The following is a 12,102-nucleotide window of genomic DNA, read 5'->3' as shown; positions in this document are numbered from 1 at the left end:
GAGCGCGTGTCGGTAGTCGTCCGGTTCTTCGAGGAAGAGTGGAGCTTCGATGTGCCGTATACGCGAGTCTCGGCGGAAGCAGTGGACGATGCTGATCTTTTCAGGGAGGGTCACTTGCCATCCCTTACAGGCCGGTTCTTTCCTTTTGGTGAAGGATCTGAGTGCTGCGAGGTGCAGTCCGGGGTTCTTCATGGGTTCACCAACTCATTCGCCACTGACAGTTCTAGGACGAATTCTTCGGCCGCTTCCATAAGAGCTGGGAGGGAGTGCAGATCGGCGCCAGCCCAAGTGGTTCCGCATGCTCCACATTGGACTTGGAGTCCGGCCGCGGTGATGGCGGTGTTGCGGATCCATTCGTCTTCGTTCCATGTCCAGGCGTGTGTGGCGTGGCAGCCTTCGACGGGGCATGTTCCAACGATCTCGATCTTGCGGACGGGATTGATGAGGTTGCTGATGGCGTTGACCCAACCGACTGTGGTGCGGAGGCAGTTCTCTTGTGCTACACCGGTCGGGTCGGCGAGCGCTCGTACGCCCCACTTCTGGAGCTTTGATTCGTGACTGACCTCAGGCTCGTCGGCCGCGGTGTGTTGGATGTGCCTGGTGTTGAGAGCTTCCCGAATCTCGTTCCAGAGGATCATTGCCTGGATTGCGATGGGGGAGCGCGACCCTGATCCGCTGCCTCCGGTGCTACGCCGGCCTGATGCTTGTTCAAGCCGCAGCTGGTCGAATAGCGACATTTCTGTGGGGTACGACGAGTTGCCGGTTTCTGGGTCGGTGTAGGTGACTCGGTGTTCGCGGGTGAGGCGGTGGATGTGGTCGTTGAGAAGTTGTTCGGTGGCGGTCATTTCGCTCCAACCAGTTCGATGGGTGTTAGGTGTGATTTTTGGGCCTGCGGGTAGGTCACGCGGTTTGGTCCAGTTCGTAGCGCTCGTAAGGGTTGCGGTGGTTGCCGCTTACGGAGGCAACGTGGGGCCTCCAATTGAGTTGCAGGTTCCCGGTTTTGCCGTGTCGATTCTTCGCGATGATGAGCTCAATGATGGAGTCCTCTGCGGTGCCTTCCCTGTGCAGAAGGATGATGTTGTCGGCGTGGGCTTCGATCCCGCCGGACTCCCTGAGATCACTCATTGTGGGTGTTTTGATCTCGCGTTGAGTGGATCCGCGGTTGACCTGGGCGAGGGCGAGCACATGTGTGTTGAATTCCTTCGCCAAGTGCTTGCAGTCTTCGGCAATGCGAGAGACCTGCCGCTCTCGCTGATCAGATCGACTGGCCGGCGTTACAAGCTGCAGGTAGTCGATAACGATTAGAGGTACCGGCCCGCGTCGAGTCCAGGTTCGGACTTTCGACCGGATCTGCGCCATCGAGAACTGTGAAGCCTCTTCGACGTAGAGCGGCCAGTTCGCCGACTTCTGAACCAGGTCACTGATCCTGGACCAGTCGTCGTCCTTGAGCTTGTGGTTGCTGATTGCGGCCAGGTTGACCTCGGTAGCGTGGGAGACCAGCCTGTCGACCATGTCTTCTTCGCTCATTTCGAGTGAGAAGAACCCGCACCCATACTCGGCTGCAGCAACCGCAGCGCACCCAGCGACTAAAGATTTACCGACCGCTGGGCGTGCACCCATGACGGTCAGCTGACCTGGCCTCCAACCGCCGTTGAGCATGTCGTCAAGCTCGGGCCAACCGGTACGGAAGGCACGTGGCTTCGGTTTGTCCCACCGGTCGACGGCCAGCTTCAGGGCATCAGCAAAGGTTCGTACCCTCGCCTGTGTGCCCTCCATCTGGACCACGCCGTCGAGTCGCGCCCTGTTGGCTTCCAGAACCTCATCCACGGTCGCCCAGTCAGCCTCGCTTGAGCTTTGCACCAGCGCGGTCCCGACGTCCGCGATCCTCCTCAGGCGTGCCATGGATCGCACCATTGAGGCGTAGTGCGGTGCCTGGAACGCTGAGGTGGGAGCGGCTAGGCAGTCGTGCAGGTAGCTGTCCGTCAAACCTGTGATTGGTGACCCGACGAGCTTCTGGGCCAATGTCACCGGATTGATTGGGTTGCCGGCCCGGTGTTCCGTCAGGATCAAAGTCCAGAGCTGCTCGTGGGCTGGCCGGTAGAAGTCCTCCGAGTCGATCACGCAATCGTCGATGACCCGGCTGTCCAGCATTGCCGAACCGAGGACGATCATCTCCGCATCCAAATCATGCCTAGGCTGCATTGGTTCCCTCCAGACGCTTCCGGGCCAAGTTGAGCCGATCCTTCCGGTGGGTATCTACTTGGGCTTTCTTCCAGGCAGCTTCCTCCGGGATGGAGAGCCCAGACGGAGGGTCACCGAGCACCCAGGTGTCGAGACCCAGCACGGCATCCACGTCTATCTCGCCGTTGAAGCCTGCCTGCGGTTTCGAACGGTTCACGTCCGCCTTCGCCAGCAGTTGGGGGAACTTGTCCCGCAGCTTTGACATGGACAGGATGTTCTTCCGCCAGAACTCGTCGTTGGTCGCCCATCGGATCATCCACTCGATCTGCGGAACGGTGTACCCGTCCCGGTCGATGAGGAGGCGAGCCGCTGAGGTGTTCGCCTTGTTCCTTGATGGCTTCTTGAAGCCGTTTTCGAAGATGAGGTTTTCGAGGAGATCGAGAAGCTGTTCAACGTCTGGTCGTGGAATCGCTTCAGCGATTTCCGACGAGAAGGTTTTATCTTCTTTAGAAGATGTAGCTGTAGTAGTAGCTGTAGTAGTAGGGCATCTAGTAGCGTCGCCCGACGATTCGGCAAAGGTGGTGGCATAACCCTCGGCATAGGCTTTGCCATAACCTTTGGCATAACCGTCGGCATGGGTAGCCGTTTTCATGTCTTTCGAAGGTGCCTGCAGAAGCTTCCTGACACGGTCGTTCTCCCAGCATTTTTCATTCGGGATCTCCTCGTGCAGTCGTTTCAACTCGTGCACGAAGTAGGTTCGGATCTTGGGCGACGAGATTGCCGCGTAGTCGTTCGCCATGGAGATCGGCAGCCGGTGCTGCTTGAGGAGCCCGTCGTGCCTCACGAAGGACCGAACGAAGACTTCCTCGGATTCCTCGTCGACGTAGATGAAGTGTTCCGTCTGCAGCTCCCGTGCTGCTGCGTTGACGGACTCGGAGGTGGCACCGGAACTCATGCCTGCGATCCGCCCTTTCCGCCAATCTGCGACGCCGGCGTAGGACAGTGTCGGGTGGATCATGAGGATCATGTATAGGTGTTGGGCTGGGACGGACAGCCCGCGGAAGTCGTCATCCGCGAGCATGTCCACCCTCAGGTTCGCTCGTTCCCTAGGCACTGGTTAGAACCGCCTGTCCTGCCATGAAGGCCTTGAGGGTCATCCGTGAGCGCTGGTACTCCCGGTATCCTGCAGGGCTGAGCTCTCCCTGCCGAACGACCCTGTAAAGCTCCTTGTTGAGCGGCCTTCGGTTACCAGTGGACTCCAGGTCTGCGAGATTCGGCTCCAGAGAGCCGATTAAGGCGAGCCGTGACCGCTCGATGTCCTCCACGATCCCGTTGATGTCCCCTGGGTACGCCACACGCTTGAATGGTTTGGAGTGGAATTGGAGAACGGCCGTGTGTGCGTCATCTGCCTTCCGTGCCCCGAGGATCTCGTACCAAGCGTCTCCTTGAGCTGTGGTGAAGCTACGTCCTTCGAGAAGGCCGAGCTTGGCCAGCACGCCATTCAATTCGTCGCGGGTCATTTGGTCTCCTCTTTGCGCGATTCAATTGCGAGTCCCTCTGGAGGGATCACTGCACCGATGGAAGACATCAGCGTGCAGGTGTCACATAGTTCGTCTTTGGCGAATGGTGTTGTCGGGAACTCCTTGTCGCCCGGACGGCTTCGAGGCTCCAGCAACTTTCCGCAGCGGGTCGGGACTTTGGAGCCGTAGATCGGGGGATAGGTGCCTTCGCCCAAGAAAATATGGGCGGGGTCCAACCTGTTCTCTTTCTTGCTGGCCTGGGGTGCGGTCTTCGTGTGGTCCGTCATTTTGCGGCCTCCGTCGCATCGGCGTTGATGGACAGCGGGAGGTGCTCCACTTGAAGCTGGTGATCCTGGTCGATGTTCCCGAGGTCCGCGAAGACCGCTTCGGCGACCTCGCTGACATAGTGATCGTCCACGTAGCGGCACAGGCTAATGCGGAGTCGTTCCGGCTCGCATGGATGGTTGAACCAAGTGCGGGGATCTTGGCGTGGGGCTTCGGCTGTGCATAGCGCTGAGTCGATCTCGGCGGATGTAGCACCGGCATAGATGGTAACCAGCATGCGGCCGGTCGCTGGCCAATGGTTGATTGTGGCGAAGTAGCGCACCAATTTACCGTCGTACGACTGGGCCGTTCTTACGGCGCGAGGAGAAAGCGAGACGTATATTGAATCCTCGATCCGAACGGCGTCGGTTGGGTAGCTATGGTCGTGATTCGCGCTAATACCCCGACAAATCGTAGACGTGTAGTAGGCTTCAAACATTGCGATTCCTTCTCTCTGGAGGGCGTTGCTGATGACGGTCTGGACTGACTTCTTGGCGGGAGTGTCCAGGCCGTTTTTGTGTGTAGAGGTGGGTCCAGATGCGGCATTCACTATCTGGCTTCTTCCGCTTCGAATGCGGCGTCGACCCAGGCAACTAAATCCTGCTCGCGGTACATAACGCGTCCTTGGAGTTTTGCGGACTTTGGTCCTTCAGACCGGTGCCGCATCCATCGAAGTTGGGCGGGTGACTTTCGAAGGAAGGCCGCTGCCTCGTCGAGGGTTAGCAGGTGAGAATTCGGGGTTGACCCCATGAGTACTCCTTATCAAATCTTGATAATAAACTATAGAAAAGTTGTCTTGTTTTGCTGACAGGACGACGGTACCCGGAATGGCCTACGCATGTCAACAGGCGACAACTCGACCCATATGCAATAATCAGATAATGACAAACAGTAGTGCTGGGCAGAGCAAGGAACGGTGGAGGGGCTGGGAGGCCGCCCATGCCAATCTCATCGTCGACAGCGTCAATGCTCTAAGGGACGACCAGGGCCTCACTATCCGGGATCTTGTGGTCCGTTTGGATGAGTTTGGGTGGCCCGTTGGCGTCGCAACCCTCAATGGCATTTTGTCGGGCCGAAAGCGAACCTCGTTCAGCGTTGGGGAGGTGTACGCCTTCGCGTCGGCACTGCAAGTTCCCCCTGCCTATCTGCTCCTGGGGATGCCTTACGCGTCTGAATTGAGTATGAGTCCGTCCGCCGAGTTACCTATGCCCTTAGTCGATGCTTATGACTGGCTAACGGGCAATCAGTCAGACGGTCCCTTTGACTCTCTTAGGAACTACAACCGATTCCTACGAACGGTCGTCTGGCAAAATGCTCTTCAACATGTCTTCCCCAACTTTGATGCGGCGAAGCTGGACAGGGAATTCGCTGGCCCAGTGATCTCCGGAGTGCTCCTTCGGGAGGCGATATGGGATCTTATGGAGGTGAGGGCAGAGTTCGTCAGATCGGGTGGGAAATTGGAATCTCTGCCGTTGCCCGAGGCTCTCCTGGCCTTTGAGAAGGACTGGAGCAAGGCGCAGGATGCAGAACTTCCAATCGTGGGACTCAGCTCGGATGTAGAAATCCAACGTGCCCGATCTTATGTCCGTGAGTCCTTGCCCCGGAGAGCGATGGAAACTGATGGCGAGCATTAAGAAGAGGGCTGACGGGCGCTGGCGTGCCCGATACAGGGACGCCGCCGGCAAGGAGCACTCGCGACACTTTGCCCGGAAGCTGAACGGTCAACGATGGCTCGATGAGGTAACGACATCGGTCGTTACTGGCACCTATGTGGACCCCAAGACCGCGAAGACGACAGTGTCGCAATGGTGCGTCTCCTGGATGAAGGGTTACGAGAACAAGCGTCCGTCGACAGTGAAGCAGGCCCGGTCCCACCTCAAGCACATCGAGGCCGAGTTCGGGACGAAGGAGCTGGCGTCAGTGCGACCGTCGGAGGTGCGGTCCTGGACCGCGAAGCTGAAGGCAGAGGGTTACGCCGACTCGACCGTGTACGCGCTGCACGCCCGCCTGTCCCACCTCTTTGCGGATGCAGTGCATGACGGGCTAATCCCTAAGTCACCCGTGAGCCGCAGGACGTCTCCCGGCGCCGGCAAGCAGCGACCTTACGTCGCAACCACCGGGCAAGTGTGGGCGCTTCATGACCTAATGCCAGAGAGTATGCGGCCGGCAATCCTCTTGGCCGCCTTCGCAGGGCTGAGGGTCGCGGAAGTAGCGGCGCTCCGGGTCCAGGACGTCGACTTCATGCGAGGTTTCGTCAATCCGACAATTCAGTATCCGGCCGAGCCACTCAAGACTGAGATGTCCAAGACGCCCATCCCGATCCCGCGGGAGCTCGCGCTGCAGCTCAACCACAACCCGACCAAGTGGGGTTCGGAAACGATCGTCACGGGGGAGTGGGGCCGCTCCGTGGCGCCCTACACGATTGAGACGCAGTTCCGGCGTGCACGAGTCCAGGTAGAAGGTCTACCCGACGGTTTCCGGTTCCACGACCTCCGGCACTACTTTGCTTCGCTACTCATAGCCTCTGGGCTCGATGTGAAGGTCGTTCAAACACGACTTCGGCACTCGTCCGCAAAAACCACGCTCGATACGTATGGGCATATCTGGCCAGACAAGGACGACTCCTCGCGAGCCGCAGTCTCCGCTATTCTCATCGAGCGCACCTCCACCGGAATGCATGGATCAGCTTCGAAATAAGGAGCCGAAAATGGGTAATCAAGCAGCCAACTTCACTGAGTGCCTTAATCAGCTGGGGTTTGTTCTGCTTGATATCCCCCAGCGAAAAAGGGCTGGGTGGGGCAGGGCAACAACAACAGACCTTCCGGCGTTCGCTCAAGAGGAGCTATTCCAGCTCCACAGCAAGCTGACCGGCCGAACAGTTCCAACAAGTTTCACAACAGGCCAATGGGACTTCGTCAGCTCTACCGGACTTCACATCGAATACGACGAGGAAGCCCACTTCAACAGGTATCGACTCGCCACTCTAGAACTGTCATGGAGCGATCGGTTGCCCTGGGCGGAACAGTATCGCGAGATGTCTTCGGCTTGGGAGTCAGCGTGCATCACCAAAGCAAGCTATGGCAAATATTGGTCAAGCAACTCGACCGAGCGCATGTTTGGTCCCTCTGACCCACCCGGCGTTTTGGGCACCCTCGGTTCCTCAAGGTGGAAACAGCGAGCTTTCTACGACGCCATCAAAGATGCGGTTGCACTATTCAAGCCCGGAGTTTCGCTGGCGCGTGTGTCCATGTATGACGGGATCGGAGGATCAGCGGCCGGGTCCGTCCTCAAGCACACCCCAAGGTTGGCCCAGGAAGATGTATCTAGGCATTTGACCGGCAGGACCCTGGAAGGTCACCGCGGCTCAACCGTAAGTTTCCATCCTCAACCGTAAGTTTCCATCAGTAGGGCGTCTTCATCGTCCGAAAAGCCTGTGGAATCCTTTCATCGCACAGTCATAGATGTTAGCTTCGACTGATGGATGAATTCGACGATTTCCCTGCTCTCGTTGAGCTTAGAAAAGTACTCACTCCTGAGAACCCTCAGTTCATTTTGGAAGACGGGCAGCTTCGCCACCGAGGCTACTTCATCAGCCTTGAAGTCTGGAACGTGCGCACAAGAATTCATGTCGCGTTTCCGGCCAAAGGATTGGGTGGTGGACATCCACGATTCAGGCTACTTGGTGATGAAGGTCAAAAATATGCAGGCATCGTCGGCCCCAGCGCAACCGCGGAAAATGATCTTATGAGCTTCTATTCACTTTCATTCGAGCCTCTGCAACACGGCACAACTGAGGTGAAGGCTGAGATAGCAATCGTTCCAGCGGGGGTGGTAGTGGAAGATGCAAGTGAACTTGATTCCCTGTGGAGCGACATGGGCAAAGTCAGCATCTAGATAATTAGAAGGCGGATTCCGATCGGACAGAACTGAGATCGTCAAAACAATGTCTCGTCAGGCGCGGGTCCGGGTTTCGGCCTAGCCTTCTTCAGTGGGAACTTAGGACCAGGACCATAGCGAACCGCGGTACCCCTTGATTGCTCAGATATACGAATCAGAAGTTCCCGTCCGAGAAGATCCCGGAGCAGGTCCCGCGCCTGAAAGACGTCCAGATCGAATAGTCGTTGCACCGTTCTGCTATTTATCTGACCGTAGTCCTTTACATGCTCCACTATCTTTGCGTCGCTCTCATTCACTGAGCGCTTCTGATACCGAAGCGCGGGTCCGAGCGCGACGAGTGCGGTTCGTTGGAGGCGATAACTAGGGTGTCGCCTAGATGATGTGCCAGCTGTCGGTTCCAGAAGATGAGCTTCGCCGGTTGCCAAGCGACGCAAGATCGACTCAGTGGCCTCGACACTTCGCTGGAGGACATTACTGATTGAGGAAGCTGTAATGGTCCTCTTTTCACAGAGCACGGTCGTAACGAGAAGCGTGTCAGTATCGTTCTGCTCGGCAAGGGGTAACGTTGCCAAGAATCGAGCAACTCGTGAGTTTGGCGGGCCACCAGTGAAAGTGATCAAGGTGTCCTGTCCCTCACTTACCTCTTCGACAGACGGAACAGCTCGACCGCTCCTGATCATCTCTCTAAACATTCGGTCGACGCCTTGTCCGAGCTGTTCGGCTAGACCAATGTTCCTGAAAACATCCGCTAAGTGCCTGAAACGGGGCTTAGACGGATGAGTGAGAATATTGGTGGGAAGAACACCAGTCACGAGCGGTCCCGGTGAACGTACAGTCAACAGTTCGGGGGAGTGCTCGATGGAAACGGGGCGTGATTCCCTATGATCTCCATGCATGAGCGCGTTTGCTAGTGCCTCTCGGATGGCAGCCAGGGGATAGTCCTCAATCTGGATCTGCTGGCCCGAACCGGTTGTGACCGGTGTAATCCCGATGCGATTGGCTATGACGTCCATTATTTCTGGAAAGGCTTGTACGAGCGGAGCGCCCCACCGCCGGACAAAATCAGCCTCTCCACCGGTCGTGCTGCGATGTTGATAAACAACGAGAGTGTCAGGTAAGCCTTGTGTCGATCCGCAGAGCATTATCTCAGCCGCACGAGTGAGCGTTCCATCCTGGTGGATAAATCTGAGGGAAGTCAGCATCTCGTCTACACCGGCCTCAGCGAGACTTCTGAGTCCGGGCGATGTGGTTTGGCTCAGCAACCCCCTCAGCCGCACAAGGGCTAAGGGCAAAATATCTTCTAATGGCCGCCCGGATGCATCCGCTGACCAGTCAGCGCCTCGTCGCTCGTCGTTGAGTCGTCCCACCTCCGCAGGTAGCAGAACGAGACACTGGTCGCCGAGGCGACGAGTAGGCGCAGTCTTGTGGGTTTGGTAGACATCTAGGCCCGCAGGTACGTCGATAATCAGTAAGCGGACGTCTGCAGTGGTCATTTCCTCCAGAGTCACCAAAAGTGAGGGCTGGGTAAGCGCGTAGATTCGCTCCTTCATGACGTCGGCTTCGATATCCGTTCCTAGGAACGCATCCGAACCGGTACCTCGATCGCTGACACCGAGAATGATCTTCCCACCCGCGCCATTCGCGAAGCAGACTGACGCTTCAGCTATGTCTTGGAAAGTTTCCTTTTTCTCCCTTTTCTCTTGCTTGAATTCAAGGGACGACGACTCGATTTTCGCCGCGGATGTTTTTGACGTCAGAATGAGATGAAGGGCGGAATCAAGGTCCACTTTGATACTCCTTTGAGGTTACTAACATTCTGTCATACCACTCAAAGAACCCTCAAAGGATGTTTCATGAATCTTGAGCACGGGAGCCCTGGTAGCCCTGGGGTGTGGGCGCCGGAGTATGCCGGGGAAGACATCACAGATTGGAGCCCCCCACCGAGGTGAAGGGCTCCAATCTTTTATGCCGTTTCGAACTCTTGCGGACTGCCTGCGGACTAAACCCGCTACAGCCCTTTGTTTTAGCTAGACGCCGTAGTAGAGCTCGAACTCGTAAGGGTTCGGGCGCAGCGACAGCGGGATGATCTCGAATTCACGCTTGTACTCGATCCAGGTGTCGATCAGGTCCTGGGTGAAGACGCCACCGGCCTGCAGGAACTCGTTGTCCGCCTCGAGGGCGAGCAGAGCTTCCTCCAACGAGCCTGGAGCCTTCTGGATGTCCTTGGCTTCCTCGGCGGGGAGCTCGTAGAGATCCTTATCGATCGGGTCAGCTGGCTCGATCCGGTTCTTGATGCCGTCAAGGCCGGCCATCAGCTGTGCTGCGAAGGCCAGGTACGGGTTGGACGAGGGGTCCGGCGCGCGGAACTCGATGCGCTTGGCCTTCGGGTTGGAACCGGTGATCGGGATGCGGATACCGGCCGAGCGGTTGCCCTGCGAGTAGACCATGTTGACCGGAGCTTCGAAGCCCTTGACCAGGCGGCGGTAGGAGTTAACCGTCGGGTTGGTGAATGCCAGCACAGCAGAGGCGTGCTTGAGGAGGCCGCCGATGTACCAGCGGGCCATGTCGGACAGTCCTGCGTAGCCGCGCTCGTCATAGAACAGTGGCTCGCCAGCGCTCCACAGCGACTGGTGGCAGTGCATCCCCGAACCGTTGTCACCGAAGACCGGCTTGGGCATGAACGTTGCCGACTTGCCCCACGCGTCGGAAACGTTCTTGACGATGTACTTGAACTTCTGCAGGTCGTCAGCTGCGTGAGTCATGGTGGTGAACTTGTAGTTGATCTCCGCCTGGCCCGCGCCACCTACCTCGTGGTGCGACCGCTCGACCTCAAGGCCGGCATTGTCCAGTTCGACGCAGATGGCGTCGCGGAGGTCGGCCTGCTTGTCGACGGGGGACACGGGGAAGTAGCCACCCTTGAACGGAGTCTTGTTGCCAAGGTTTCCGCCCTCTTCCTCGCGACCGCTGTTCCAGGGTGCCTCGACTGAGTCAACCTTGTAGAAGCTGCCCTGGGGGAGGGATTCGTACTGCACGTTGTCAAAGATGTAGAACTCGGCTTCAGGGGCGAAGAACGCGGTGTCAGCGATGCCGGTTGAGCTGAGGTAAGCCTCGGCGCGCTCTGCCACACCCCGTGGGTCACGGTGGTAGGGATCGCCGGTCCGAGGGTTAACAATCGAGAAGCTCAGTGCGAGCGTCTTCTCAATGCGGAAGGGGTCAATGAACGCAGTGGTGACGTCCGGAATCAGCTGCATGTCCGACTCGGCGATTCCCTGGAAGCCGCGGATCGATGATCCGTCAAACAGCTGCCCGTTCACAAAGAAGTCTGCATCGACTGACTTAGCGGGAACGTTGAAGTGCTGCTGCACTCCGGGAAGGTCGGTGAATCGGACGTCGACAAACTTTACGTCTTCGTCAGCGATGAACTTGAGGACTTCGTCCGCATTCTTGAACATCGTTTATGCTCCTAACGCATGTGGGGGATAACGACCGGGCGCAGATCAGTAGCATTGAGCGCTCCGCCGCAATAGTTACAACTGTAGGAGATTGCAGTTTCCCACTGGTGTCGCAATTGTTTCCGGCACGTTACTTAAGGATGGTCGGGTGACTAAGGCTCTTTTAGCCTAGCCTGATTTACGCTCGCGGGTCGGAAAGGGCACCCGGGTGCGACGACGACGCCGGGAATCCGGGACATGCCGAGGCGTTAAGATTGGACGGTGGTAGATAGAAATGACATTGGCTCATGGCTCGGCGGTTCGCCGTCGAACCACACCAACTATTGGCCGGGGCAGGGGATGGGCCGGCCAAAGGAAGGGCCAGCATCGATTGCCCGGCCAGCCCGACGTGTCGGCGCTTTGCTGCTCGACTGGGCCCTCAGCTCGCTGATTTCTTACCTGTTCTTCGACTACAACAGCTTCGCGACGCTGGGCGTATTCGCGGTGACCCAGATCCTGCTGGTCGGCTTCTTCGGCTACAGCATCGGCCACCGGATGATGGGGATGCAGGTGCAGACGCTCAGCGGTCGTCCGGCGGGGTTCGCCAAGGCCGCAATACGAACCCTTTTGATTTGCCTGGTGGTCCCAGCGCTCATTGTGGACCGGGATCAACGCGGCGTGCACGACCGCGCTGTCCAGACTGTCCTCGTCCGGATCTAGCCCGTCCGGATCTAGCCTGTCCGGACCTA

Annotated in this window: 14 protein-coding genes; 5 read left to right on the top strand and 9 right to left on the bottom strand. The window is 57.8% G+C overall.

The annotated features are described in order from the left end of the window. Positions 1-188: 188 nt before the first annotated feature. The 7 genes from HMI57_RS07565 to HMI57_RS07535 form a co-directional block, all read right to left on the bottom strand. The gene (locus tag HMI57_RS07565; RefSeq protein ID WP_171585336.1) at positions 189-845 is read right to left on the bottom strand and encodes a hypothetical protein; all 657 of its coding nucleotides are present in this window, start codon (positions 843-845) and stop codon (positions 189-191) included. A 55-nt stretch (positions 846-900) separates the two neighbouring features. Then, on the bottom strand, positions 901-2,202 hold the full coding sequence (locus tag HMI57_RS07560) for a DnaB-like helicase C-terminal domain-containing protein (protein WP_171585335.1): 1,302 nt from the start codon (positions 2,200-2,202) through the stop codon (positions 901-903). Then, complete coding sequence (locus tag HMI57_RS07555; RefSeq protein ID WP_171585334.1) at positions 2,192-3,295, bottom strand: hypothetical protein; 1,104 nt, start codon at positions 3,293-3,295, stop codon at positions 2,192-2,194. The genes HMI57_RS07560 and HMI57_RS07555 overlap by 11 nt, the downstream gene beginning before the upstream one ends. Next, positions 3,288-3,701, bottom strand: coding sequence for a hypothetical protein (locus HMI57_RS07550; RefSeq protein ID WP_171585333.1), 414 nt, complete (start codon positions 3,699-3,701; stop codon positions 3,288-3,290). Before HMI57_RS07550 ends, HMI57_RS07555 begins: the two co-directional genes overlap by 8 nt. Then, complete coding sequence (locus HMI57_RS07545) at positions 3,698-3,988, bottom strand: hypothetical protein (protein ID WP_171585332.1); 291 nt, start codon at positions 3,986-3,988, stop codon at positions 3,698-3,700. The genes HMI57_RS07550 and HMI57_RS07545 overlap by 4 nt, the downstream gene beginning before the upstream one ends. Further along, a complete protein-coding gene (locus HMI57_RS07540; RefSeq protein ID WP_171585331.1) occupies positions 3,985-4,464 on the bottom strand; it encodes a hypothetical protein in 480 nt (159 codons plus the stop codon). The genes HMI57_RS07545 and HMI57_RS07540 overlap by 4 nt, the downstream gene beginning before the upstream one ends. 110 nt (positions 4,465-4,574) lie before the next feature. Next, positions 4,575-4,775 carry a helix-turn-helix domain-containing protein gene (locus tag HMI57_RS07535; RefSeq protein ID WP_171585330.1) on the bottom strand — a complete coding sequence of 67 codons (201 nt, stop codon included), beginning with the start codon at positions 4,773-4,775 and terminating at the stop codon, positions 4,575-4,577. 131 nt (positions 4,776-4,906) lie between these two features. Between HMI57_RS07535 and HMI57_RS07530 the strand changes: the two genes are divergently transcribed. From HMI57_RS07530 to HMI57_RS07515, 4 genes are all read left to right on the top strand, one after another. After that, entirely contained in the window at positions 4,907-5,659 is a 753-nt protein-coding gene (locus HMI57_RS07530; protein ID WP_171585329.1) for a helix-turn-helix transcriptional regulator, read from the top strand. Next, on the top strand, positions 5,646-6,722 hold the full coding sequence (locus HMI57_RS07525) for a site-specific integrase (protein WP_171585328.1): 1,077 nt from the start codon (positions 5,646-5,648) through the stop codon (positions 6,720-6,722). Before HMI57_RS07530 ends, HMI57_RS07525 begins: the two co-directional genes overlap by 14 nt. Before the next feature lie 10 nt (positions 6,723-6,732). Next, positions 6,733-7,419, top strand: coding sequence for a hypothetical protein (locus HMI57_RS07520; protein ID WP_171585327.1), 687 nt, complete (start codon positions 6,733-6,735; stop codon positions 7,417-7,419). An 83-nt stretch (positions 7,420-7,502) separates the two neighbouring features. After that, the gene (locus tag HMI57_RS07515) at positions 7,503-7,919 is read left to right on the top strand and encodes a hypothetical protein (RefSeq protein ID WP_171585326.1); all 417 of its coding nucleotides are present in this window, start codon (positions 7,503-7,505) and stop codon (positions 7,917-7,919) included. A gap of 41 nt (positions 7,920-7,960) precedes the next feature. Here HMI57_RS07515 and HMI57_RS07510 read toward each other — a convergent pair whose 3' ends face one another. After that, the gene (locus HMI57_RS07510; RefSeq protein WP_216607234.1) at positions 7,961-9,709 is read right to left on the bottom strand and encodes an RNA-binding domain-containing protein; all 1,749 of its coding nucleotides are present in this window, start codon (positions 9,707-9,709) and stop codon (positions 7,961-7,963) included. 240 nt (positions 9,710-9,949) lie between these two features. Continuing rightward, positions 9,950-11,374 (bottom strand): type I glutamate--ammonia ligase, encoded by a 1,425-nt coding sequence (glnA, locus tag HMI57_RS07505; protein ID WP_171585325.1) that lies wholly within the window; start codon positions 11,372-11,374, stop codon positions 9,950-9,952. A gap of 261 nt (positions 11,375-11,635) precedes the next feature. Between glnA and HMI57_RS07500 the strand changes: the two genes are divergently transcribed. Continuing rightward, positions 11,636-12,073, top strand: coding sequence for an RDD family protein (locus tag HMI57_RS07500; RefSeq protein ID WP_171585324.1), 438 nt, complete (start codon positions 11,636-11,638; stop codon positions 12,071-12,073). Positions 12,074-12,102 lie beyond the last annotated feature (29 nt).

Source organism: Arthrobacter sp. 260 (assembly GCF_013116745.1).
GTDB lineage: Bacteria > Actinomycetota > Actinomycetes > Actinomycetales > Micrococcaceae > Arthrobacter_D.
Note: the sequence above shows the minus strand (reverse complement) of the source record. Positions and strands in the feature narration are given on the sequence as shown.

Coding starts and splice junctions, on each gene's coding strand:
- HMI57_RS07530 (WP_171585329.1), top strand. CDS start 4,907: ATGACAAACAGTAGTGCTGGGCAGAGCAAGGAACGGTGGAGGGGCTGG.
- HMI57_RS07525 (WP_171585328.1), top strand. CDS start 5,646: ATGGCGAGCATTAAGAAGAGGGCTGACGGGCGCTGGCGTGCCCGATAC.
- HMI57_RS07520 (WP_171585327.1), top strand. CDS start 6,733: ATGGGTAATCAAGCAGCCAACTTCACTGAGTGCCTTAATCAGCTGGGG.
- HMI57_RS07545 (WP_171585332.1), bottom strand. CDS start 3,988: ATGACGGACCACACGAAGACCGCACCCCAGGCCAGCAAGAAAGAGAAC.
- HMI57_RS07565 (WP_171585336.1), bottom strand. CDS start 845: ATGACCGCCACCGAACAACTTCTCAACGACCACATCCACCGCCTCACC.
- HMI57_RS07540 (WP_171585331.1), bottom strand. CDS start 4,464: ATGTTTGAAGCCTACTACACGTCTACGATTTGTCGGGGTATTAGCGCG.
- HMI57_RS07535 (WP_171585330.1), bottom strand. CDS start 4,775: ATGGGGTCAACCCCGAATTCTCACCTGCTAACCCTCGACGAGGCAGCG.
- glnA (WP_171585325.1), bottom strand. CDS start 11,374: ATGTTCAAGAATGCGGACGAAGTCCTCAAGTTCATCGCTGACGAAGAC.
- HMI57_RS07515 (WP_171585326.1), top strand. CDS start 7,503: ATGGATGAATTCGACGATTTCCCTGCTCTCGTTGAGCTTAGAAAAGTA.
- HMI57_RS07550 (WP_171585333.1), bottom strand. CDS start 3,701: ATGACCCGCGACGAATTGAATGGCGTGCTGGCCAAGCTCGGCCTTCTC.
- HMI57_RS07560 (WP_171585335.1), bottom strand. CDS start 2,202: ATGCAGCCTAGGCATGATTTGGATGCGGAGATGATCGTCCTCGGTTCG.